The organism is Ligilactobacillus sp. MP3, from assembly GCF_024436335.1.
Lineage (GTDB): Bacteria > Bacillota > Bacilli > Lactobacillales > Lactobacillaceae > Ligilactobacillus > Ligilactobacillus salivarius.
Map to the genome: position 1 here is coordinate 88,833 of NZ_JANFQI010000002.1, position 24,206 is coordinate 113,038.

Consider the following 24,206-nt stretch of genomic DNA (forward strand, 5'->3'; position numbering starts at 1 on the left):
ACGTTTAATAACCTTTAAAAACGTGATAACATAAGTTAGATAACTAATTGAAAGTAGAGTGTATATTGATGGATATAGGAATTGATAAAATTAATTTTTTTACTTCTAATTTATACGTAGACATGACTGAACTAGCAATTACTAGAAATGAAGATCCAGATAAATATCTTATAGGTATAGGTCAAAGTAAAATGGCAGTAATCCCACCTACTCAAGATATAGTTACAATGGGTGCGAATGCTGCAGAATCTATACTCACGGATGAAGATAAAGAAAGCATTGATTTGGTAATTGTAGGGACAGAATCAGGAATAGATAATTCTAAATCAGCAGCTGCTTATATTGCTGATTTGTTAGGCTTAAGAGATGATATTAGAACTTTTGAAATAAAACAAGCATGTTATGGTGCGACAGCTGCGTTACAAATGGCTAAAGCACAAGTTGCATTAAATCCTGATAGTAAAGCGTTAATTATAGGTGCAGATATTGCTAAATACGGATTGAATACTCCTGGTGAAGTAACACAAGGTGGTGGAGCAGTTGCAATGTTAGTTAGTGCTAATCCTAAATTATTGTCATTCGAAGGAGGTTCAACATATCTATCACGTAATATAATGGACTTTTGGAGACCTCTTGGACATAGCGAGGCTTTAGTTGATGGAAAATATTCATCAAACGTATATTTAGACTTTTTTAATAATGTTTATAGTAATTATAAAGATAAGACTGGATTTACTATTGATAATTTTGAAGCTCTTTTATTTCATTTGCCATATACTAAAATGGGATTAAAAGCATTACGAGAAGCACAAAAAGATGCAGATGCTAAAGTATCAGCTAAATTAGCTCATAGATTTGAAGATTCACGCTTGTACAATCGACAAGTAGGCAATTTGTATACGGGTTCCTTATATTTAAGCCTATTATCATTATTAGAAAACAATGATGATTTAAAATCTGGTGACAGATTAGGTCTATTTAGTTATGGTTCTGGAGCACAGGGAGAATTCTTTGCTATGCTTTTGAGAAAGGACTATCGTAAATATTTAATGAATACAACAAATGAGTTTCTACAAAAAAGAACACGTATTTCTGTCGAAGAGTACGAAAAAATTTATTTAAGGAGCTTACATTATGAAAATAATAGTGAATTAGATTTAGATATGGATGATGCTCAATTTGTTTTAACAGGCATAAAGGAAAATCAAAGACAATATAAAAATAGAATTTAAATAATTTTTATTCTAATCTTAATTATGTCAAGCTTTAGAACTAAAGGAATATTTGGTAAAATAAGATTATAGTTTTATTTAAAAATTAATGATTATTAAGGAGAGTTCAAATGGCGGATTCAAACCAATTTAATTTATCAGACCATGACTATGCGACAAAAGAGTTATCTAACTCATTGATAAGCAAAATAGAATATTTAAAGGTCTTAAACGATGCTATTGACGAGCAAGACGACCGATTAGTTTATCAATTAATAGACGGTCAACGCTACTCCAAAGAAATTTTAAAAGCAAAACATAGCGTAGCAGATATAGAAAATGAAAGTTTAATTTTAGATGTTCATGATAAAATAAGTGCTTTTTTGAGTAAAAAGTTAATTACTTATTTACGTGAAATGTATCCTTTCTTTTATTTTGAAGAGATAGGTGTAGGGCGTTTTCAATTTTATTTTGGAAATTGGTGGGGACGACGCTTATTTGGTGAATTAGATGTATTGAATGTCGAGTTCAAATTTAATGCTGAAGAATACGAAAAGTTATCTCGAGCATTTGAATTAGAAGTAGAGAATAAAAGATATAATACAGATGAAATTAATAAAATTTCTGAAGAGACAGATTCTTTACAAGAGTTAATAGACGGACAAGATAGTCGTGATCAACGTAAAGATGAAATAAGAAAAGAATTGAAGAGACAATCTCAGGAAAAAGTAAGTTTCTGGGAGCAATCTAAACAAAAGGAACAAAGACAAAAGTTAATGTCGGAGTTATCAAAACTAACTGATTTAGATGAAGCAGCAAATAATGCGTATCAAAAAATTCGTGAAAATGAAGAAAAAGTTTTGAATTTATCGAAAGAAGATACATTATTAGGCTATGAAAAGCAAAGTATTATTACAAAGTTTGGTACATTTGAAAACTTTATTGACCATAATAATTCTCTATATCGTGATTATATTGCTGATTTAATTGCAAGAAAAGGGAGAGTAGATTAGTATGGAAAAAAATAATAGCAATGGTACTGTTACCTTTTACCCTAATAACTATGAAAATAGTGAGGAAGATGTACACTCTTTAAGTACTAAAGGAAGACTTCTTTCATATAACAATCAACTAAAAGATAGTTTACATAATGGATTGAAGTTCACAGAGTTATTGGATGAACTTATAGAAACTACGGATTCCCAAAATTTATTAAGAGCTGCAATGGAACTGACTTTATTTCAACTAGATACGGCTTATTTAGTTTTTCCTCAACAATATAGTCAATCTGATTATTATTTGATCTTTTTAAATAGATTATTACAGTTACATCAAAACGAACAGGTTATACTACAGTCATCCGATAGAAATGATGAATTGTATCATGAATTTCCAGGGATAAATCAAAATGGCTACTTCACTTTTAGAATAGATAATACAGAAGAAGGTGGGGCTTACTATACTGAAAAAAATACAGGTGAAATTTTGTTCTATCTTAACTTCCAAAGAAGAATTTTACATTTCAATAGTAGAGCTATCACTAACTTATTAGTTGTTGATTATAGCAAGACATACAATTATGAAACTGTGAAGAAGTTTGAGATGTATTTAATGGCTTTAGGAGAATATTTCAAAAAAGATTATGGATTTGATGTGGACTTTAACATTATGGATCCTTCCAATAGTACATTCTATCAATTTGGTAATACAGGTATTCCTCAAGCAGCTCTAGATAAATTATTTATTCAAGCTGCGAGAGAAAACTTTATGTTAGTAACAGGCTTGCATAATGAAGCTATTTTGAAACTGGATAATGGTGTTGAAGTTACAATTTATGATAAATCAATAGAAGATAGTAGTGCTACATTAAATAAGTGGGGATTAGTTGTTACAGATGATGATCATAAAGTATCTTGGTTTGATTTACTGTTCCAATATGATTTCATTCGTACATGGTACTTAGATAATTTAAGTAGTTTAGAAATACAATCTAATCCTTTATATTTCTAATTATAAATTTTTGCTGAGGGTCTAATTTATATGGATATTAATGAAATAGCTAAAAAAGTTAGAGGAAGAGAAATTAAGTTGTTTTTACCAACAAAAGTTTTAAATCCAGAAGAAAGAGTAGCTGGACTCTATGTAGGTTTAAATATTTATTTGGCAAAGATAATGGAGAATGTTCGTAATGAGAATAGAAAAGAACTTATAGAATATTTTTGTGAGACAATGGTATATTTTATAAGTATTGCTAATGAAAAGAAATGGCTCTACCTATTATTATTAAATGAAGAACAAATATCAAATTTTAAGTCTAAATGGCATAGTAAATCATATAATAGTGTTTATTTAATTATTCAACAACAGATAAATAAGTGCTATTTTAGTCATCAAAGTACAGAATTTGTACATGCGTGGCATATGTTAATAAAATTTGGCTTGGTAGAATTAGGGATAAGTCCAGAAGAGATAGAAGATTATTTTAATCAATAAAACTAAGAATAATTTGAAATAAGCTTGCAAAAGAGTATTCATTCTTGATACTATTTATAGGTAGCTAATTGATGGGAATACTTATGTCTTTTATTTAATGTATTTCGCTAACATAATTTTAGGAGGATAAACAATGATTTCAGTTAACGAATTTAAAAATGGTTTAACTATTGAAGTAGATGGTGAACTATGGCGTGTTGTTGAATTTCAACATGTTAAGCCAGGTAAGGGTTCTGCATTTGTACGTTCTAAATTAAAGAATTTACGTACAGGTGCTGTACAAGAAAAAACATTCCGTGCGGGTGAAAAAGTAAATCAAGCACAAATAGATCGTAAAAAGATGCAATATCTATATGCTGATGGTGATAACTATGTATTTATGGATACAAATACTTACGAACAGCTTGAATTACCAGGTTCACAAATCGAAGAAGAACTTAAATATATGAAAGAAAACATGGTAGTAAGTATCATCATGTTTGGTACAGAAACATTAGGTGTTGAATTACCTAATACAGTTGACTTGGAAGTTAAAGAAACAGAACCTGGCATCAAAGGTGATACATCTTCAGGTGGTTCTAAACCAGCTACAATGGAAACTGGCTTAGTAGTACAAGTTCCTTTCTTTGTTAGTGAAGGAGACGTTTTAACTATTAATACAAGTGACGGTACTTACATTTCACGTGCTTAGTTAAGAGGTGTTTTTAATGGCAGATAATATCGTCTTAAAAAACGAAGAAACAAATGATTTAGGTAGAATAGAGATGGCACCTGAAGTTTTGGAAATTATTATTGGAATTGCAGCTGCTAAGGTTGATGGAGTTTATTCAATGAGAGGATCATTGGCTAATAATATTTCTGCACTTCTTGGTCGTCAAAATCGTGGTAAAGGTGTAAAACTAAGTAATACAGATACAGATTTAGCTGTTGATGTATATACTTTCCTTAATTACGGTGTCTCTGTTCCTAAAGTAGCTAATGAAATTCAAGAAAAAGTACGACAACAAGTATTGTTTATGACTGGGATAGAATTAGCGGCAGTTAATGTTCATATTCAAGGTATGGTTCCAGAAAAAGAAGAACCTACAGTTGATCCTAACAACCTATTTGAAGAAAATGGTGACGAATAATGAGCTTGAGTAGACACGATATTAGAAAAATAGCATTTCAAACTTTGTTTGCATTAGGAAGTAATCCAGATGCAAATAGTGAAGACATTTATCGAGAATTACTAGATGAAGATAACAATGATTCTGATTTATCATATTTAAACGAACTTGTAGATGGTGTTCTAGATCATCAAAGTGAAATTGATATGGAAATTACTAAATATTTGAGAAAAAATTGGAATATTGGTCGACTTAATAAAACTGATTTGATTATCTTGAGAATAGCTATATTTGAAATTAAGTATAGTGATGTTGCTAGTAAAATTGCTGTTAATGAAGCTGTTGAATTGGCAAAGGAATTCAGTGATGATAAGTCATATAAATTTGTAAATGCTATTTTACAAAACTTAATATAAAAATGAAATACAGTTATATCACTGATATAGCTGTATTTTTGATTATATAATTAGTTTTTTTAATTATTTTGAGAACGTGCGCATTAGATAGATCATTTATGGTAAAATTTATTTTATGAATTAATGTTTAAAGGGAGAATTTTTATGGTAGCAACAATATTAGATGGGCGAATGTTATCTAAAAAAATAAGAACTGACGTATCTAAAAAAGTTAGCTTATTAAAACAAGAAGGGATAACTCCAAAATTAGTAGTAATCTTAGTAGGTGAAGATCCTGCTAGTCAAGTTTACGTAAGAAATAAAAGAAGGACTGCACATGCGTTAGGTATAGAGGCTGTAGATATTAGATTGCCTGAAAATGTTGAAGAAGATGAATTAATTAGGTTAATTGATGAATTAAATAGTGACAGAACTGTTCATGGTATTTTAGTGCAATTGCCGTTACCAAAACATATAAATGAAAATAAAGTAACCCATAGAATTATACCCGAAAAAGATGTAGATGGATTTCATCCTTTAAATATCGGAAAACTATTTATGAATATACCTGGACCATTACCTTGTACCCCAAGAGGAATTATGGAATTTTTCAAGGAATATGATATTCCTGTTTCAGGAAAAAGAGTTGTAATTGTCGGCAGAAGTAATATTGTAGGTAGACCAATGGCTGCATTGCTGGTAAATAGTGATGCTACTGTGACAATAGCACATAGTAAGACTAAGAATTTAGCTGAAGTGACAAAGCAAGCTGATATTTTGATTGTTGCTATTGGTAAAGGTGAGTTTATAGATGAAAATTATGTAAAGAAAGGAGCTGTTGTGATAGACGTGGGTATGAACAGAAATAATGATGGAAAATTAGTTGGCGATGTTAATATGGAAAGTGTGAGCAAAGTAGCCAGCTATATAACCCCAGTTCCTGGTGGTGTAGGGCCAATGACAATTGCAATGTTGATGAAACAAACAGTAGAATTAGCAGAAAGAAGTGTTGCTGGTGAGTAAAGAATATTTAACGGTAAGTGCTCTGACAAAATATTTGCATACTAAATTTACTCGTGATCCTTATTTAAGAAGGGTATATTTAACAGGTGAAATATCTAATTTTAGACGTAGAGCTACACATCAGTACTTTAGTTTAAAAGATGATAATGCTGTGATAAGTGTAATGATGTTCCAAAGTGCCTTTTCAAAAATAAAGTTTGAACCAGAGGAAGGAATGAAAGTTCTGGTCTCTGGGAGAGTTGATTTATATGAAAAATCCGGAAGATATCAAATAATTATTGATACAATGCAACCTGATGGAGTAGGGGCATTATATCAAGCATATGAACAATTAGTAAAAAAATTACGAATAGAAGGATTGTTTAATGAAGAATTAAAGAAGCCTTTGGTTAAATATCCCAAAAGAATTGCTGTTATTACCAGCCCATCTGGTGCAGTTATTAGGGATATTATTACTACAACACGTAGACGCTATCCAATTGCACAATTAGTTTTATTCCCAGCAGTTGTTCAAGGGGATGATGCTGCTGATTCTTTAGTTGGAAGATTAAAACAAGTAAACGAAGATGGAAATTTTGATACAATAATTATTGGTAGAGGTGGAGGATCAATAGAGGATTTATGGCCTTTTAATGAAGAAAAGGTCGCTAGGGCAATTAGTGATAGCAAGATCCCAGTTATATCTTCTGTAGGTCATGAAACTGATACAACAATTGCAGATTTAGTAGCAGATGTTAGAGCTGCTACACCTACAGCAGCTGCCGAATTAGCAACACCTGTATTGAGCGAAGAAATAGTGAAGATTAAGCAGTATCGTTTAAGAATAATACAAGTTCTAAAAAATAAAGTATCCAGTTATCAACAAATTTTAGATAAGGTATGCAGTTCATATATTTTACAACAACCAGATAGATTATATACAGGATATGTGCAAAATTTAGATTCATTGATTAATAGAAAAAATCAAGCTTTTAAAAATTTAGTTTATCAAAATAAAAAACAATTACAGTTATTAGAAAGTAATTTACAATATAATAATCCAAACATTAGAATTAAAGATGAAAAAAATAATTTACAACAGTTATTAGAAAAAATGCATCTAGGGATGTTAGGCGTTTTTAATGACAAAAGTTATAAATTAGAAAAATTAATATCATCTTTAGATATGTTGAGTCCATTAAAAGTTATGAATAGAGGATATAGTTATATTTTAAAAGATGGTAAAACAGTAAGAAATGTTAAATCATTACAACCAAACGATGACGTAACACTTTATTTTGAAAGTGGTAGTGCTGAAGCTAGAATAACAAAAATTAGAGAGGAAAAAGAATAATGGTAGAAAAAGTAACTTTTGAACAAGATATGAAGAACCTTGAAGAAATAGTAAAAAAACTTGAGCAAGGAGACATTCCATTAGAAGAAGCAGTTGAAAAATTTAAACAAGGGATAGATTTGAGTAAAAAATTACAAAATACACTTCTACAAGCAGAAGAAACATTGACTAAAGTAATAGATGATAATGGAGATGAACAATTATTTGAAAGAGAAAATGAGGATTAGTAATTTAACGGAATTTGAAAAAATCTCACTCCCAAAATTAGAGAATGAGATGGATCTTTATTTAAATTCTTTGAATAGTAATCAAATTTTGAAAGAAGCTATGAGGTATTCAGTTGATGCTGGTGGAAAAAGAATAAGGCCTTTATTGGTATTAATTTCAGCGTATTCTTTAGGTAAGAAAATTTCAAAAAGTGATTATCAAGTAGCAGGTAGTTTGGAACTTCTGCATACTTACTCATTAATTCATGATGATTTACCAGAAATGGATAATGATGAATTAAGAAGAGGAAAGCCAACTAGCCATAAAAAATTTGGGCAAGCAATAGCAGTTTTAGCAGGAGATGGTTTGTTAACAACTTCATTTGAATGGTTAGCTCTTACTGATATTGATAATGATAAAAAAATAAAATTAATCTCACAATTAGCTTTGGCTGCTGGGCCACAAGGGATGGTAAGGGGTCAAACTGATGATATTTTAGGAGAAAATAAAAAATACAATTTGGAAGAATTGAAACATCTTCATGCTGGTAAGACAGGTGCATTGTTAAGATATGCTTGTATTGCTGGAGGAATTTTGAGTGATGCTTCTGATAAGCAATTAGAGTTACTAAGAAAATATGGTGAGAATTTTGGCTTAGCATTTCAAATTTATGATGACTTATTAGATGTGATTGGTGATGCTAAATCATTAGGCAAAAATGTTCATAAAGATGAGATAGAAAATAAAAATACTTATCCAATTCTTTTAGGAGTACAGGGGACCAAGGAAGCTTTAGTTGAAGTTTTAAATAATACTGAGAATTTATTAAAAGAAATGGCGAATAATGATATTGCAATAGACCTATTTGAGCAATTGTTAGATTATTTTAAAGTAAGGAAGTAATTATGAAAAAAGAACGTGTAGATGTACTATTAGTTAAACAGGGATTATTTTCTACAAGAGAACAAGCTAAAAGGGCTGTAATGGCTGGCGAAATTTTAGGAGAGAACGAAGAAAGATTAGATAAACCCGGAATGAAAATTTCTGTAGATACTGAGTTACATTTTAAGGGGACAAAAATGCCTTATGTAAGTAGAGGCGGTTTAAAACTTGAAAAAGCACTTAAGGTATTTAAAGTTGATGCAAAAAATAAAACTATGTTAGATATAGGATCGTCTACTGGAGGATTTACAGATGTAGCTCTACAAAAAGGGGCCAAATTAAGCTATGCTTTAGATGTAGGAACTAATCAATTAGCTTGGAAGTTGCGTCAAGATGACAGAGTTGTTGTTATGGAGAATACAAATTTCAGATACAGTAAATTAGAAGATTTTACTAAAGGACAACCAGATTTAGCTACAATAGATGTTTCTTTTATTTCTTTACAGTTAATATTACCAACTTTACATGAGATTATTCAAAATAATGGTGATGTAATAGCTTTAATTAAGCCCCAATTTGAAGCTGGAAAAGAAAAAGTTGGAAAACATGGAATTGTAAGAGATCCAAAGGTTCATCTAGAAGTACTAAATAAAATCATAAGTTTTGCAGCTGAAGAAAATTACGATGTTGTTGAATTAGATTTTTCACCTATCACTGGTGGGGAAGGAAATATTGAATTTTTAGTTCATCTGGTATCTAAGGAAAGTGTTGGAAATATTTCGCCTAGTGTAAATCCTGAGTTAATTGTGAAACAAGCTCATGCTACATTAGATATTAAAAAGAAAGCATAATTATATGAGAGAGGGATGAACTGAATGAGAAAGCAAGTCAGACAGAAACTTATCAAGGAAATCCTCCAAGAAAATGTTATATATAAGCAAGAAGATATTGTAGAAAAGTTAAATGCTCGTGGAATAAATGTAACGCAAGCAACTATTTCTCGCGATGTAAAAGAAATGCAACTAGTTAAATTGCCAACACAAACTGGTAGTTATAGGTATAGTATGCCTACGCTAAAAGAAATTAATGTAGAAAAGAAATTGAGTGATACATTAAGTGAATCATATGTTTCTTCAGCACAAAATAGAGAACTATGTGTATTTAAAGTTTTACCTGGTAGTGGACCTGCAGTTGCTAATCTGATTGAACAAGCAAAATATCCGGAAGTTTTTGCGACTTTAGGAGATGATGCTACAGTCATGATATTTGCTTACTCAGAAGAAGATGCAATAAAAATGGAGAATAAGTTGTTAAATCTGATAAATATAGGGTGATTATATGTTACAAGAATTATCAATAAAGGATTTCGCCATTATAGATGAAATACAAATATCATTTCAACCTAAGATGACAGTATTGACGGGTGAGACAGGTGCTGGTAAATCAATTATTATTGATGCTCTGGGCTTACTAGCAGGAGGCAGAGGTTCTACTGAATTTATTCGTAAGGGTGAGAAAAAAGCTGTTATTCAGGGGTTATTTACATTACCTAGAGAAGCTAATACTTACAACATTTTGGAAGAATACGGAATAGATTCTGAAGATGGACAAATAATCTTGCAAAGAGATTTATATCGAGGCGGAAGAAATATTTGTCGCATCAATGGAATGATGGTAAATTTAGCAACTTTACGAAAGGTAGGAGAAACATTAATAGATATTCATGGGCAGAATGAGCACCAAGAATTGATGAAGCCAGAAAATCATATAGATTTGTTAGATGAATATGATAAAAAAACATCTGAATTAAGAAATCAATATCAAGTTGTGTATCAAAATTATCGTAAGCTAAAATTATCAATGGAAAAAAAAGAAGCTGATGAGAAGGCCTGGGCCCAAAGACTAGATATGCTAAATTTCCAAGTCAAAGAAATTGGAGAAGCTGGTTTAAAAATTAATGAAGAAGATGAACTAGTAGAAGAAAAAAATAAATTGGATAATTTTCAAGCAATACATGATGCTTTAGAATTGAGTTATCAAATTTTATCTGGTGAAAAAATAGATGTAGTTGGAAATTTAGGAAATGCAATGAATGAGTTAAGCGATGTTTCAGATTTATCAGAAAATCTTCAAGAGATCAATACTAAAATTTCAGATGCTTTTTATAGTCTAGAAGATATCGCTCGTGATATTTCAGATGAACTTGATTCGATGGAGTGGAATGGAGAAAGGTTAAACGAAATAGAGGAAAGACTAGAGTTGATTCATCAATTGAAAAGAAAATATGGTGATACGATAGAGGATATTTTGCATTATCATAGTAGAATTGTAAAAGAATTAAGAGAAATGGAGAATGCGGAACAAAATTCAGAAAAGCAAGAGAGACAATTATCTGAGGCATTAGAAAAAGTAAAAGAATTGGCAATAAAACTTTCGAAACAGCGGAAGAAAAGCGCTAAAAAATTAGAAAAAATGATTCATGAACAATTAAGTGCATTATATATGGACAAAGCCGTATTTGAAGTTAAATTTTTAAATAATTCTAAATTGTATTCTAAAGGTATTGATAAAGTTGAATTTTATATTCAAACTAATCCAGGTGAAGAAATGGGACCATTAGCTAAGATAGCTTCAGGTGGTGAACTTTCACGAATAATGTTAGCTTTAAAAACAATTTTTTCTCAAAAGATGGGTGTCACAAGTATTATCTTTGATGAGGTTGATACTGGTGTTAGCGGTCGTGTAGCTCAAGCGATTGCTGAAAAAATAAGCCAAATTTCAAATAATTCACAAGTTTTATGCATTACTCACTTACCGCAAGTTGCAGCAATTGCAGACAATCATTATTATATTTCAAAATCTGTTAACGATGGTAGAACAGAAACTTCATTAGAAGAATTAGATGAAAAACAAAAAATTAGAGAGATAGCAAGAATGTTATCTGGATCTGAAATTACAGAATTAACGTTGAAACATGCAGAAGAATTAATTAAAATGTCAAAATAAAAAGCTAGGGCTTGGTATTGTGTAACACCATATATTGGTATAAAAACAATACATCCTAGCTTTTTAAATAAGATCACGATATAGTCCAACAACTTTTCCTAAAATAGTTACATTTTCTAAGATAATAGGATCCATTGTATCATTTTCGGGTTGTAATCGGTAATATCCATCTTCTTTGAAGAAACGCTTGCAAGTTGCTTCATTTTCTTCAGTCATAGCAATAACTATTTCTCCATTATTCGCAGAAGATTGCTTACGAACAATAACTTGATCACCATCTAAGATACCAGCATTTATCATACTCTCGCCGCGAATAGATAACATGAAAAGATCATCAGCAGATTCAAAGTGAGGTGGCAGAGGAAAATAATCTCTATTTTCTTCGACTGCTAAAATAGGTTCACCAGCAGTAACAGTACCTACAATGGGAATTTGAGTTTTGTTAGGTAACTCATCCAACATTTCTAAGCCTGCTAAAGTAATTTCAATGGCGCGAGGTTTAGTAGGATCGCGTTTAATGAGGCCCTTACTTTCAAGCTTAGAAAGATGTCCATGAACGGTTGAAGTAGATGATAAACCAACAGCGTTACAAATTTCACGAACAGTAGGTGGATAGCCACTATCAGATACATGTGAAAATATATAACGAAGAATATCATGTTGACGTTTCTCTGATTTTGTCATTCTAGACACTCCAATATTAATATAATAATCTAATTATAGCATAGAATTATTAAGAGCGTCAAACTAACGTTCGTGTTTATAACTTGTCTTTTTGTAAGCTTTTTGATAATATGTCAAATAGAGTAAATCACAAAGGAGTGAGACGATTGGCTGATAATAAAGGAATTCCACAAGAGTTAATAGATAGAATAAATGAACTTTCTAAAAAGAAAAAAGAAGAAGGCCTAACATCTGAAGAGTTAGCCGAACAAAAAGAATTACGAGAAACCTATCTTTCTTTATTTAGAGAAAATTTTAGAAGCCATATTGAAATGCTACAAGTATATGATAAAAATGGTAAAGAAGTAACACCTGAAAAGGTAAAAAAGATTCAAAGAGAACGTGGTCTAAGAGATGATTAATTTATCTTAGTGTAAGCGTTGATAGGTAATATTACAAATGATATAATATAATAAGCGTTAAAAAGTAAGATTAATTTTTTAAATTATTAGATAGGTTAATCTTATTAGAGGAAGGAGAACTTATAAATGAGTACAGGTATTTGGGTGCTTATTGTCATTATTGTTGCTGTGCTAGGATTTGTTGGTGGCTTTTTTGCTGCTCGAAAGTATATGGAAGACTATTTAAAGAAGAATCCACCTATTAATGAACAAATGATGCGTACTATGATGATTCAAATGGGACAAAAACCATCTGAAAAGAAATTGCATCAAATGATGAATGCAATGAAGAATAATTATGGTAAGAAGTAATTAGGTTTTGAGGGAGTGAGTAGATGTAAGTCAGTCACTTCCTTATTTATTATTATAATTTAGATCAAGGTGGTATTATTTAATGCAAGTACATAATGTCAATTTAACAATTAGTGCCGTAAGACCAGAACAATATCCAGATGCTAAATTGCCAGAAGTAGCACTTGCTGGTCGATCCAATGTTGGAAAGTCTTCATTAATTAACACATTAATTAATAGAAGAAATTATGCCCGTACGTCAAGTCAACCCGGAAAAACGCAAACTCTGAATTTTTACAATATCGAGGATTTATTATATTTCGTTGATGTACCAGGTTACGGATATGCTAAAGTTTCACAAAAAGAAAGAGAAAAATGGGCTAGAATGATAGAAACATATTTTTCTACTCGACAAGAGCTAAAGGGAGCTATCAGTTTAGTAGATGCTCGCCATGAACCTTCAGAATTAGATTGTCAAATGATAGAATTTTTGCATTATTACAATATACCTGTATTAGTTGTAGGAACGAAAATAGATAAAATTCCTAAAAGCAAAAGGAATAAAAGTGAAAGTCAAATTAGAAAAAAACTACAATTGACAAAAAATGATAGACTAATTTTATTCTCTGCTGTTGATAAAACAGGTAAAGATGAAGTTTGGGATTGGATTGAAGATATTACCAAAGTTAATTAATAATTGTGAGGAATATTATGGAATTTAATGAATATCAAGAAGCGGCTAATCGAACATTATATGGAAATGAGCAAGTTCTTACAAATTGTGCATTAGGATTAGCTGGGGAAACAGGACAAGTTGTTGATTTAGTTAAGGCGTATACTTTTAAAGGAAAAGATTTAGATAAAGAAAAATTAGTACATGAACTTGGGGATGTACTTTGGTATTTATCACAAATTGCAGAATGGGCAGATATATCCTTTAATGAAGTAGCGCAAGAAAACATCGAAACGTTAAATAAACGTTACCCTAATGGATTTAATCCAGCAAATTAATCAAAAGTCATTGTGTTTTATGAAACATAATGACTTTTTTATTAAGAAATATTTTTTTTAAAGTAGACAACAGGTTGAAACTTTGTCATAATTCTTATGATAGGGGTGTCGAATTTGAAAAAAAAAGTTATAAGTCTTTTCAAAAAGAATTGGAAATATTGCTTATTAGTAATATTAGTATTGAGTATAATTTTAGTTATTAAAAATATTAACAAAAGACACTACGATATCGAAGACTATAATTCTAATATTCAATTAAAGAATGATGGCTCTATAGGAGTATCGACACGTGTACAATATAATATTCATGGTAAGTATGACTTATTAGTTATTCCGCAAGCATTACCAAAAGATGTGGATACGATTAATAATGTGGAAGTGTATGAAATTAAAAATAACAAGCAAGTCTTATTAAAAAAAGGGACTAATGCAGATATATCTAAAGAGGCCAAGATGAATGCTGGTAAATATTTTGTCACTTCTGATTTAGCAGAAACAAATACTAAAGTAAAAGTAAGAATATATCAACCAGTTGAAAATGAGAGAGTTACATACAAACTAACATATAATGTACCAAATGCGGTTATAAATTATGGCAATAGTAATATTGCAGAATTAAATTGGAATATACTGAGTAATTGGGGACATAAGTTTAGCAATATTGATATAACATTTGATTTACCTGAAAAAAATCCACAAATTTTACGAGCGTGGGTGAGAGGAACAACCGATGGTAAAATAACGACTAGTAAGAAAAATGGAAAAGTGAATTTTAAGTTGAATAGGCTTCCCGAAAATAAGAGTTTACATTTAAGACTAATATGTTCTAAAGATCTATTTGCTTATAATACTAACAATATGTTTAAAACCCCTATACCAACAGAAAGTAGTATTGCAAGATATGAATATAAAAATAGTGATAAAGTAAAGAGGAATAGTAGACTAAAATATACTGGAAAGTATATTTCTATAACAATATTATTAATTGTTATGACAATTATGGGAATATTCAGTTGGAGAGTGTTATCTAAAAATTTAGTTTTATCAAATTATCTTAAGTTTACAAAATATTCATTTGATATTCCTAACATATCGGTTAAATATGTTAGATCGATTTTATTTCCTAAACGAAAGCCAAACAGAAATGTTTATGCAGCATATATAGTAGACTTAATAAATAAGGGTGATCTAGTATTAAATCCACTAAGAACTGAAAATTATCAGACTATATATGACTACGAATTGCAAGTTAAAGATGAACAATTTATAGAAAATAATGGATTGAATACATTATTATTTAGTAATCTTACTTCTGACAATAAAATTAAGTTATCTGAAATAGAAGAAACTGTCAATCTTATGAAGATTTCAGAAGTTACTGAAACTTATAAGCAATGGCAAGGGAAAATTAAAGAAGAAGTGGATAATCTATTTAAACTGGAACATAAACGTAATTTAAAAGGTTATTTTACTAAAAAATGGTTAATATTCTGGACACTATTCAATCTAGCAGGAGTAATTTTATTTTTTATTGTATCTAAGTGGTTAGGGATAATTATAGCTACAATCCTTATTGTTAATGATATAAGTTTGATATATATATTTATTAATGTTTATAAATATGAACCTGAAATATTTATAGAACTGAGAAGATTAAAGATTTTATATCGAAGTTTACGCAATATAGAAAAGCTAGAATTGAATGATGTTGGTGATGAAAATTTTTGGGAAAAATTATTACCATATGCAATAGCTTTAAATATGGGAGAAAGAACAAATCGAAAACTATACCAGTTATATAGTGAATCAAATATCTTTATGAAAGATTCTATACTATATATAGGAGATTTTGCTGAAAAAATAGGTGAAATTTTTATTAGATTAGATTTAAATAGTGAAACGTTGAATATAAAAAAATAAACTATAAATACTGGTAAATGTGGGAATTTACTGGTATTTTTATTAAATATTTTAAATATGATAAAAAATTAAAAAGTAACTATATTAAGAGCAATATTTTTATTATAATAAGGGTAGTATATTTTAGTTTGCTGGGAAGAAAGAGGCGGATGTGTAATGGACAATAAAGGAATAGTACAGAACGACATAGCAGACGCACAAGATAAGGTCCAAAAACCTCAACAAAATTTAAAAGATGAAATCAAAAATTTAAACAAAGATATAGTTAAATTTACAGAATTAAAAAATGAAAAAGAGTCTGAGTTAGATAACTTATTAAATTTACAAATAACATTACAAAATGAATATGCAAAGTTAGTTAATATAAAAGAAAAAATTTTAAATGAAGGTGAAGAGAGTCAAAAAGAAGAGTTAGAGAGAAATAAAAAATCTCTAGAAAGAGTAGAGAAATCTTTACACGAGACGGAATTACAGTGGAATAATAACCACAAAAAGTTGATTCAAGCTAAAGAAGATTTAAATGATGTAAAAGAAGAAGTTAGCAACATCGAAAAAAAGCAAGTTAATGCTAAAGATAGTTCAGAAATAATAAAAAGAGATGTAGAACGTGCTGATAGAAAAGTAAAGATTTCTTATGAAGATTGGATGCGTAAGAAAAAAGAAATAGAGAGTACAGAAAAAGATATAGCTCGGTGTAAGGATGATATTTCTAGTAAGAAGAAGCAGTTAGAAAAGGAAAAAGATAAGTTACCAACTACGGATGAGTTAGTCAAAGAAGTACAGAAAAAAATAGATAAGAATTTGGAAAATATAGATACAGTTCAAAAGCAAAGGAATGAATTACAATCTATATTATCTAAATTAGCGATTGCAATAGAAAAAGAAAAAAATAAAATAGACTTATTGCCGCAAATTAGGATACCTCAAGACTACACACAAGTGCTCTTTGAAAATTTTAATTATGGAAAAATTTCTCGTGAAGAAGTAGCAGATATAATATCTCCAGGCCTAGAACTTAATAATAAGAAGTTGAATTTTTCAGAAATTGATGATAAGAATAAAATTTCAGATGTAACAAAGCTTACACTGCAAGAATTAATAGAAATCTCAACATTTGTAGTAAGTCTATTAAATCCATTACGAGAAAAGATGGGAAGTAGGTTAATAGAGGTTACTCCAGATTCTATACAGTTCACACAAGCAGTGGTAGATAGGTATAATCAGGATAATTGGCAAACTTTTTACAGTCAGAAAAGTAATAAATTAGGTTTAGGTCATGATATTGAAGGTTTGTCAGATCTATGGAACCAAACTCCAAGTGTTTTTGAGGATTATGATAGCAAGGATGAAGAATTGGCTAATGGTGAAGAGTATTTTAATGAATTTAGTGATAATGAAATGACAATGGCTGATTTAAAGACTGTGATTTATAGAGTATTAGTTGATTTTCTATTTAATGACACTAAAAATAATTTTGGCCATTTAGAAACATTGCTTGGTTTAAATAAAAGCAAAGACTATAGTACACACTATATGGCTGTGGGAATCGATAACAATTTAGCTATTCACTTTGAATTCGCGTATAACAATATAAAAGCTAATGGTTCATATGTCATATCTGATTTTGGAAAGAAAAATATAGAAGCAAAGATCAACGAATTAAAGGCTGAGCAAGCTGGAAAATTAATAAAATTAAGTGATCTTAATAGTCAATTGGAAAATGAAAATAAGAATAAAATGGCGTTGAAAGAAGAGTTACAAAATGCCAAAAAGGGACCTGATATGACTGGAATTACGAAATTGGAAGATAATATAGATTCCTTGAATAAAAATATTAGTGTACTACAAGATAGATTAAGAGGGAAAAACAATTTATCAGAATTGGTACGTGAAGAGTGGATAAAGAATAAAGGGCTTCTAAGAAGAGAAGAAAATAAATTTGAAGCAAGCAAAGCAGCTATTACTGCAACTGAAATTGAATTGAATTCTATTAAAATTGATTTAAGTCAGAAAAAAAAACAAGTAGAAAAATATAATAAATCAGAGTTAGAAAATAGTGAACAATTAAATATTTTGAAAGTAAACTATGAAACTATTCAAGAAAATATACAGACTATATTAGATGATTTAAAAGAATATAATGGAATTGATCAAAAGATTGAAGAATTAAAGGAAAAGCTTATTAATAATGAAAAAGATGTAGCAAAGATAACTGTCGTATATAATGATTTAGTTGTCAAAGTTCAATCATATCAAAATATATTAGAATATAAAGAAAAAGAATTAAGTGAATAGTCTAACTTGAGTTAATAGTGTCAAGTTAATTTCCTTAACAAATAATAAAAAAAACTGGAAATAGGTTTGAAAAAATGGTATTATATTAAACGTCGAAGATAAAGTTATGTCTTTTTGAAATCTAAAACATGTTTGGAGGTTTAAAACATGCGTGTAAATATTACTTTAGAATGTACAGAATGTCATGAACAAACATATCTTACAAGCAAGAATAAACGTAACAATCCTGATCGCATCGAATTGAAAAAATATTGCCCACGTGATCACAAAGTTACTTTACATCGTGAAACAAAATAACAACAGGAAAAAATCCTGTTGTTTTTTTCTTTATGTATGACATGAGGTGATGCAATGTCAATGAATAAGAAAGAATTTAGAAAAAACCAAATTCAAAAATTACAGAAATTAAGTAAAACTTGGGAAAAAAAGTTAGATGAACTAAATCTGTATAAAGAGTTATTTAAAACTACTGAGTGGGAAAAAGCTGATAATGTGGCAATTACATTGAGTGAAGATTTTGAGTTAGATACTTTTCCTATAATTTCAACTGCTCAGCAACAAAATAAAAAAGTTTTAGTACCTAAGACTTTGCCAAATAGAATGATGGAGTTTGTTGAATTAACTCCTGATGTCAAAATAGTAAGAACTAAATTTGGTGTTTTGGAACCTGAAAGTGAGAATTATGTTAATAAAGAAAATATCGATTTAATCATTGTTCCAGGCTTGGCATTTGCTGAAAATGGAGCAAGGTTAGGATTCGGTGGAGGATTTTACGATAAGTATTTAAGTGATTATCGTGGAAATAAGGTAGCACTTGTTGATAGAAGTAGATATTTCCAAGAACCTCAGTGGAATGTTGATAGTTTTGATATTTACATTACTAATCAAATAAGAATATAAAGAGGTGCGGTTTATGTTGCAATATTTAAAAAATAAGCCTAGTATCACTTATACGTTAATTATTCTTAATATAGTAATGTATATAGTAATGACATTATTTGGTGGAACAGAAAATATTGCTAATTTAGTGCGTTTTGGAGCAAAGTATTCCCCTTATATTATCAATGGTCAGTATTGGCGCTTGATAACTCCTATGTTTATTCATATAGGATTACAACATTTACTTATCAATATGATAACTTTATATTTTTTAGGAACTTTATTAGAAAATATTTTTGGAAAGACAAGGTTCTTAATAATTTATTTGGTAAGTGGAATTTGTGGGAATATAGCAAGTTTTGCATTTAATTTTAGTAGTATTTCTGCAGGTGCTAGTACAGCATTGTTTGGTATGTTCGGTTCTTTTTTGATGTTGGGGGAATCTTTCAGAAGAAATCCATATTTACAAACTATGTCTCGTCAATTTTTTCTATTAGTAATATTGAATATATTCTTTGGTATGTTTGGAAATTCGGATTTGACAGGACATTTAGGTGGATTAGTAAGTGGTTTTCTTTTAGGTTATGTCGTTGGTGTCCCTAATTTAGGTAGGGTCCCTAAAGTTAAAAGAATTGTAAGTTTTATGATTTTACTTTTTATAAATTTGATAATCTTAAATTTTGGTTTTACAAGTTAAGTACAATTCAAGTATAATTAAATGTTGAGGTGATAGAGCATGAAAACGTTATATGATGTACAGCAATTATTAAAAAATTTTGGTATTTTTGTATATGTTGGTAAACGTATGTGGGACATTGAGTTAATGGCTCTAGAACTTGATCATTTATATAAAGCAGGAGTAATTGACAAGCAAACTTTTTTATCAGCAAAGTTAGTTCTTAATCGAGAACATGGTGTTGAAGAAAAAAGAGCTAAGTCACCTGTAAAATTTACTATTAAGGAGAATGAGGAATGAATAAAAAGTTAATTGGCGTTGATTTAGGCGGTACAACAATTAAATTTGCTATCTTGACACTAGATGGTGAAATTCAACAAAAATGGAGTGTTGAAACTAATATTTTAGATGATGGTAAGCATATTGTTCCTGATATTGTTGAATCAATTAATCATCATTTAGATTTATACGATATGAAACCAGAACAATTTGTTGGAATCGGAATGGGTACACCGGGAACAGTAGATATTGAAAATGGTACAGTTGAAGCAGCATTTAACTTGAACTGGAAAGAAAAGCAAAATCTAAAAGAAGAAATTGAAAAAGGCACCAGTATGAAGTTTGCTGTAGATAACGATGCTAATGTAGCAGCATTGGGTGAACGCTGGAAAGGTGCCGGAGAAAATGATGATGAAGTAACATTTGTTACATTAGGTACAGGTGTTGGTGGTGGTGTCATCACTAATGGCGAAATGGTTCACGGAGCTGGTGCTGGTGGTGAAATTGGTCATATAAATGTACAGCCAAATGGCTATTTATGTACTTGTGGAAATCATGGTTGCTTGGAAACTTATGCTTCTGCAACAGGTGTTGTACGTGTTGCACGTGATATGGCTGAAGAGTTTGCTGGAAAATCTGATTTAAAGAAAATGTTAGATGATGGGCAAGATATTAGTTCTAAGATAGTATTTGATTTAGCGAAAGATGGCGATATTTTAGCTGAACGTGTTGTTGATCGTGTTTGCTACTATCTAGGATTTGCTTGTGCTAATATTGGTAGTCTTATCAATCCATCATATATTGTAATTGGTGGTGGCGTTTCTGCAGCGGGTAAGTTCTTATTAGATCAAGTTGATAGTTACTTTAAAGAATTTGCCTTCCCTTCAGTTAAAAAATCAACTACTTTAAAACTTGCTGAATTAGGAAATGAAGCTGGAGTTATAGGTGCAGCTTCACTAGCTTTAAAATTTAATAAGTAGTTAATATTTTTTAATAATTACAGCTAAGGAGGTCTTAGTACAATGTTTTTGGCTGATATTTCTGTATGGGCATGGGTAAACATTATTCTAATTTTATTAGTAGCTTATCTTCTAGGAATGCAGTTATATACCTACATTTCTGGAAAGAGAGTATCTACCATGCTTGATAATGAAGAGTTTAAAAAGGGAATGAAAAAAGCTCAAGTTATAGATTTGCGTGAACCTGATACTTTTAATGCGGGACATATTTTAGGAGCACGTAATATGCCATATAGCCAATTTAAAATCTATAAATCAAGTCTCCGTAAGGATATGCCAGTATATTTATACGAAACTGGAAGAACAATTGCTACAAGAGCAGCTGTTCAATTGTACAAAGACGGTTTTAGAGATTTATATATATTAAAATCAGGCTATGATCGTTGGGATGGAAAAAAGAAGAAGAGCAAATATTAATAATAAAAATAGCAGCAAGGCTAATAAATCTAGCTTGCTGCTATTTTGATATAAGACAATTACTATTTTTTATCCTTGATGTGCAGAACGACTCTTACGTAAAGCACGACGACGATGTTCTTCTAAAATAGCTTCTTTTTCTTCAATTGGTTCAACGACATTCTTCTTAAAAGTAAAAACAGCACCTGCTAAAGCGCCTAATGTTGTTGTAACACCTAGTAAGAAACCTAAATTAAATTTTTTCATATTGAATACCTCCTTCGAAGTGGTTCTATATACATTATGAATGATATTGATAAAAATATCCAGGAAAATAGTTATAATTTAAGTAATAATGATATACTAATTTTATAAAAAGATAATTAAGGGAAGATAGTATGACACAAAAAGTTATTGTGATTGTTGGCCCAACAGCAGTAGGAAAGACAGCCTTATCAATTGATATTGCTAAGAAATATAAAGGACAAATTATTTCAGGCGATTCAATGCAAGTTTATAAAAATTTGGATATAGGAACAGCAAAGATAACACCTGATGAAATGGAAGATATAAAGCACTATATGATAGATATCTTACAAGTTCAGCAAAGATTTTCTGTTGCTGACTTTATAGATAACTGCCGTAAAGATATAAAAGAAATAGCTAATGATGATAATATACCTATCATCGTTGGTGGGACAGGCTTTTATTTGCAAGCACTTTTAGATGGTTATAGTTTAGGTGGAGATACTTTTGATCAATTGAGTATTGAAAGAAGAAAAAAGTGGCAACTTTTTATGGAAAAAAATGGAAAAGAAAGATTGTGGGAAGAACTAGCAAAATTAGATATAGTAGCTGCTAGGAAAATTCCAATCAATAATTCTAGAAGAGTGATAAGAGCTTTGGAGGTTATTGAACAAACTGGACGCCTTTTTTCTGAACAACATGATGAAAGTAATGAGGAATTTGAGCCATTATTAATAGGATTGAATACTCAAAGAAGTACCTTATATGAAAGAATTAATAAAAGAGTAGATATAATGATTCAAACTGGATTGATTGAGGAAGCAAAGTACCTATATGATTTAGGCGGAGCTACACTACCTGCTGGTAAAGGAATAGGTTATAAAGAATTTTATCCTTATTTTGATGGTGAAATATCTAAAGATGAAGCTATTGAACTAGTAAAAAGAAATTCACGTAGATATGCTAAACGACAATTGACATGGTTTAGGAATAAAATGAATGTAGTTTGGTTTGATTTAGTTAATAACCCTGAAGATATAAAGAAAATATATAAACTAATTGATGATTGGATATAAATATTAAGGAGTGAAGTGATAATGAGTAAATGGTCAGAAGATTTACCTAAAGATTTACAAAATAAAATAGAGATAGTAGATGAGAAAATATCTTCAAAATTAGAGGATATAACAGAAATAGTATTAAATAATCAGCGAAGAGTATTAGAGTTATTTAGGAAGCATCATGTTGCTGAGGAAGACTTAGTTGGTTCAACAGGATATGGTTATGATGACATAGGTAGAGATAAACTTGATGCTATGTTTGCTGATTATTTTAAAACTGAAGATGCTATGGTTAGACCGCAATTGACATCTGGTACCCATGCCATTTCAACTGCATTTTTTGGAGTGTTGCGTCCACATGATACATTGCATTATTTAACAGGAATGCCATATGATACTATTCAAGAAGTTATAGGTGTAGCTGGAGATAATCCAGGAACTTTGGAAGAACATCTAATTAATTTTTCTTACACACCACTTTTAGATAATGGAAAAGTAGATTATAAAAGAGCGAAGGAAGATTTACAAAAAGATTCTTCGATAAAAATGGTAGCTATACAACGTTCGCGAGGTTATTCTTCAAGAGATAGTTTCGTTGTTTCTGAAATAGCTGAGATGATAAAATTTGTAAAAAAATATGCCCCTCAAGCGATAATTTTTATTGATAATTGTTATGGAGAATTTACAGAGACTGAAGAACCAACATTTTATGGAGCTGATTTGATGGCTGGCTCCCTATACAAAAATGCTGGTGGTGGAATTGCAAAAACAGGTGCATTTTTAGTTGGGAATAAAGATCTTATTGATAGATGCGGTGCAAGGCTCATTGTTCCAGGAGCAGGAAAGAATGAAGGTGCCACATATCCATTTATGAGAGATTTTTACGAAGGTTTCTTCTTGGCTCCTAATGTGACAGGAGAGGCGATTAAAGGATCGATTTATACAGCAGCATTACTAGAAGAAATGGGAATGGATGTATCACCTAGCTGGGATGCGCCTAGGACAGATTTGGTTCAAACGGTTAATTTTGGTAATCCTGATGCAATGGTCAAATTTTGTGCAGCAATACAACATAATTCTCCTATGAATGCATATGTTGAACCAGTTCCAAGTTATATGGATGGATATGAAGATAAAATTATTATGGCATCTGGAAGTTTTACAGAAGGGTCCACAATAGAATTATCAAGTGATGGTCCTTTAAGAGAACCATATACATTATATATTCAAGGTGGATTAACTTATGCACATGTAAAAATTGCTATAACTAAAGCGGTGCTAGAAACATTTTATAAATAAAAAAATCGTGTAAGAAAATATTACATGGGATATTGACATTTGTCTGTCTTA

Annotated in this window: 30 protein-coding genes; 28 read left to right on the plus strand and 2 right to left on the minus strand. The window is 30.3% G+C overall.

The genetic code is table 11. The features are described from left to right. Positions 1-68: 68 nt before the first annotated feature. The 14 genes from NOU10_RS02050 to recN all read left to right on the plus strand — a co-directional run bounded on the left by NOU10_RS02050 (position 69) and on the right by recN (position 11,659). Positions 69-1,232: a hydroxymethylglutaryl-CoA synthase gene (locus NOU10_RS02050; RefSeq protein ID WP_081537889.1), complete on the plus strand. Its 1,164-nt coding sequence runs from the start codon at positions 69-71 to the stop codon at positions 1,230-1,232. Between the two features lie 110 nt (positions 1,233-1,342). Further along, positions 1,343-2,224, plus strand: a complete 882-nt coding sequence (locus NOU10_RS02055) for a hypothetical protein (RefSeq protein WP_003699835.1) — start codon at positions 1,343-1,345, stop codon at positions 2,222-2,224. Between the two features lies 1 nt (position 2,225). After that, on the plus strand, positions 2,226-3,221 hold the full coding sequence (locus NOU10_RS02060) for a hypothetical protein (protein ID WP_003704088.1): 996 nt from the start codon (positions 2,226-2,228) through the stop codon (positions 3,219-3,221). A gap of 30 nt (positions 3,222-3,251) precedes the next feature. Further along, on the plus strand, positions 3,252-3,704 hold the full coding sequence (locus NOU10_RS02065) for a dUTPase (RefSeq protein ID WP_250200930.1): 453 nt from the start codon (positions 3,252-3,254) through the stop codon (positions 3,702-3,704). Between the two features lie 133 nt (positions 3,705-3,837). Continuing rightward, positions 3,838-4,395: an elongation factor P gene (gene efp / locus NOU10_RS02070; RefSeq protein WP_003699839.1), complete on the plus strand. Its 558-nt coding sequence runs from the start codon at positions 3,838-3,840 to the stop codon at positions 4,393-4,395. A gap of 16 nt (positions 4,396-4,411) precedes the next feature. Further along, on the plus strand, positions 4,412-4,834 hold the full coding sequence (locus NOU10_RS02075) for an Asp23/Gls24 family envelope stress response protein (RefSeq protein ID WP_003699841.1): 423 nt from the start codon (positions 4,412-4,414) through the stop codon (positions 4,832-4,834). Beyond that, on the plus strand, positions 4,834-5,229 hold the full coding sequence (gene nusB / locus NOU10_RS02080) for a transcription antitermination factor NusB (protein ID WP_003704084.1): 396 nt from the start codon (positions 4,834-4,836) through the stop codon (positions 5,227-5,229). Before NOU10_RS02075 ends, nusB begins: the two co-directional genes overlap by 1 nt. Positions 5,230-5,373: 144 nt before the next feature. Beyond that, positions 5,374-6,231 carry a bifunctional methylenetetrahydrofolate dehydrogenase/methenyltetrahydrofolate cyclohydrolase FolD gene (gene folD, locus NOU10_RS02085; RefSeq protein WP_003705927.1) on the plus strand — a complete coding sequence of 286 codons (858 nt, stop codon included), beginning with the start codon at positions 5,374-5,376 and terminating at the stop codon, positions 6,229-6,231. After that, positions 6,224-7,564: an exodeoxyribonuclease VII large subunit gene (gene xseA, locus NOU10_RS02090; protein WP_255905875.1), complete on the plus strand. Its 1,341-nt coding sequence runs from the start codon at positions 6,224-6,226 to the stop codon at positions 7,562-7,564. The genes folD and xseA overlap by 8 nt, the downstream gene beginning before the upstream one ends. Then, positions 7,564-7,791 carry an exodeoxyribonuclease VII small subunit gene (locus NOU10_RS02095; RefSeq protein ID WP_255905876.1) on the plus strand — a complete coding sequence of 76 codons (228 nt, stop codon included), beginning with the start codon at positions 7,564-7,566 and terminating at the stop codon, positions 7,789-7,791. The genes xseA and NOU10_RS02095 overlap by 1 nt, the downstream gene beginning before the upstream one ends. Further along, positions 7,757-8,674 carry a polyprenyl synthetase family protein gene (locus NOU10_RS02100; RefSeq protein ID WP_370687287.1) on the plus strand — a complete coding sequence of 306 codons (918 nt, stop codon included), beginning with the start codon at positions 7,757-7,759 and terminating at the stop codon, positions 8,672-8,674. Before NOU10_RS02095 ends, NOU10_RS02100 begins: the two co-directional genes overlap by 35 nt. Positions 8,675-8,676: 2 nt before the next feature. Continuing rightward, entirely contained in the window at positions 8,677-9,504 is an 828-nt protein-coding gene (locus NOU10_RS02105) for a TlyA family rRNA (cytidine-2'-O)-methyltransferase (protein WP_003704070.1), read from the plus strand. A 24-nt stretch (positions 9,505-9,528) separates the two neighbouring features. Continuing rightward, positions 9,529-9,987, plus strand: coding sequence for an arginine repressor (locus NOU10_RS02110; RefSeq protein WP_003699854.1), 459 nt, complete (start codon positions 9,529-9,531; stop codon positions 9,985-9,987). A 4-nt stretch (positions 9,988-9,991) separates the two neighbouring features. Then, positions 9,992-11,659 carry a DNA repair protein RecN gene (recN, locus tag NOU10_RS02115; RefSeq protein ID WP_255905879.1) on the plus strand — a complete coding sequence of 556 codons (1,668 nt, stop codon included), beginning with the start codon at positions 9,992-9,994 and terminating at the stop codon, positions 11,657-11,659. Between the two features lie 63 nt (positions 11,660-11,722). On the opposite strand, the gene lexA is transcribed toward recN, so the two are convergent. After that, positions 11,723-12,343 carry a transcriptional repressor LexA gene (lexA, locus tag NOU10_RS02120; RefSeq protein WP_003705933.1) on the minus strand — a complete coding sequence of 207 codons (621 nt, stop codon included), beginning with the start codon at positions 12,341-12,343 and terminating at the stop codon, positions 11,723-11,725. Positions 12,344-12,453: 110 nt separating this feature from the next. On the opposite strand from lexA, the gene NOU10_RS02125 reads away from it, so the two are divergent. The 12 genes from NOU10_RS02125 (at position 12,454) to NOU10_RS02180 (ending at position 21,570) form a co-directional block, all read left to right on the plus strand. Then, positions 12,454-12,744 carry a DUF896 domain-containing protein gene (locus NOU10_RS02125; protein ID WP_003699858.1) on the plus strand — a complete coding sequence of 97 codons (291 nt, stop codon included), beginning with the start codon at positions 12,454-12,456 and terminating at the stop codon, positions 12,742-12,744. Positions 12,745-12,870: 126 nt separating this feature from the next. Then, the gene (locus NOU10_RS02130; RefSeq protein WP_003705934.1) at positions 12,871-13,095 is read left to right on the plus strand and encodes a YneF family protein; all 225 of its coding nucleotides are present in this window, start codon (positions 12,871-12,873) and stop codon (positions 13,093-13,095) included. Positions 13,096-13,177: 82 nt separating this feature from the next. Further along, on the plus strand, positions 13,178-13,768 hold the full coding sequence (gene yihA, locus NOU10_RS02135; RefSeq protein WP_003699861.1) for a ribosome biogenesis GTP-binding protein YihA/YsxC: 591 nt from the start codon (positions 13,178-13,180) through the stop codon (positions 13,766-13,768). Positions 13,769-13,785: 17 nt separating this feature from the next. Beyond that, positions 13,786-14,085 (plus strand): nucleoside triphosphate pyrophosphohydrolase family protein, encoded by a 300-nt coding sequence (locus NOU10_RS02140; protein ID WP_255905880.1) that lies wholly within the window; start codon positions 13,786-13,788, stop codon positions 14,083-14,085. 105 nt (positions 14,086-14,190) lie between these two features. Then, positions 14,191-16,005 carry a DUF2207 domain-containing protein gene (locus NOU10_RS02145; protein WP_255905881.1) on the plus strand — a complete coding sequence of 605 codons (1,815 nt, stop codon included), beginning with the start codon at positions 14,191-14,193 and terminating at the stop codon, positions 16,003-16,005. Between the two features lie 156 nt (positions 16,006-16,161). Further along, on the plus strand, positions 16,162-18,300 hold the full coding sequence (locus NOU10_RS02150; protein WP_255905882.1) for an SEC10/PgrA surface exclusion domain-containing protein: 2,139 nt from the start codon (positions 16,162-16,164) through the stop codon (positions 18,298-18,300). Between the two features lie 147 nt (positions 18,301-18,447). Beyond that, positions 18,448-18,597, plus strand: coding sequence for a 50S ribosomal protein L33 (rpmG, locus tag NOU10_RS02155; protein WP_003699868.1), 150 nt, complete (start codon positions 18,448-18,450; stop codon positions 18,595-18,597). A 54-nt stretch (positions 18,598-18,651) separates the two neighbouring features. Next, a complete protein-coding gene (locus tag NOU10_RS02160) occupies positions 18,652-19,200 on the plus strand; it encodes a 5-formyltetrahydrofolate cyclo-ligase (protein ID WP_255905883.1) in 549 nt (182 codons plus the stop codon). Between the two features lie 13 nt (positions 19,201-19,213). After that, positions 19,214-19,876: a rhomboid family intramembrane serine protease gene (locus NOU10_RS02165; RefSeq protein WP_255905884.1), complete on the plus strand. Its 663-nt coding sequence runs from the start codon at positions 19,214-19,216 to the stop codon at positions 19,874-19,876. A gap of 39 nt (positions 19,877-19,915) precedes the next feature. Further along, complete coding sequence (locus NOU10_RS02170) at positions 19,916-20,155, plus strand: YqgQ family protein (RefSeq protein ID WP_003699873.1); 240 nt, start codon at positions 19,916-19,918, stop codon at positions 20,153-20,155. After that, positions 20,152-21,114 (plus strand): ROK family glucokinase, encoded by a 963-nt coding sequence (locus NOU10_RS02175; RefSeq protein ID WP_081540676.1) that lies wholly within the window; start codon positions 20,152-20,154, stop codon positions 21,112-21,114. The genes NOU10_RS02170 and NOU10_RS02175 overlap by 4 nt, the downstream gene beginning before the upstream one ends. 42 nt (positions 21,115-21,156) lie before the next feature. Next, positions 21,157-21,570 (plus strand): rhodanese-like domain-containing protein, encoded by a 414-nt coding sequence (locus NOU10_RS02180; RefSeq protein WP_003705941.1) that lies wholly within the window; start codon positions 21,157-21,159, stop codon positions 21,568-21,570. A 69-nt stretch (positions 21,571-21,639) separates the two neighbouring features. On the opposite strand, the gene NOU10_RS02185 is transcribed toward NOU10_RS02180, so the two are convergent. Then, entirely contained in the window at positions 21,640-21,816 is a 177-nt protein-coding gene (locus NOU10_RS02185) for a DUF3042 family protein (protein ID WP_003705942.1), read from the minus strand. Between the two features lie 131 nt (positions 21,817-21,947). On the opposite strand from NOU10_RS02185, the gene miaA reads away from it, so the two are divergent. Together miaA and NOU10_RS02195 are read left to right on the plus strand one after the other, a co-directional pair. Then, entirely contained in the window at positions 21,948-22,871 is a 924-nt protein-coding gene (gene miaA, locus NOU10_RS02190) for a tRNA (adenosine(37)-N6)-dimethylallyltransferase MiaA (protein WP_014568273.1), read from the plus strand. Positions 22,872-22,892: 21 nt separating this feature from the next. Beyond that, positions 22,893-24,155: a methionine gamma-lyase family protein gene (locus tag NOU10_RS02195; protein WP_003705944.1), complete on the plus strand. Its 1,263-nt coding sequence runs from the start codon at positions 22,893-22,895 to the stop codon at positions 24,153-24,155. Positions 24,156-24,206 lie beyond the last annotated feature (51 nt).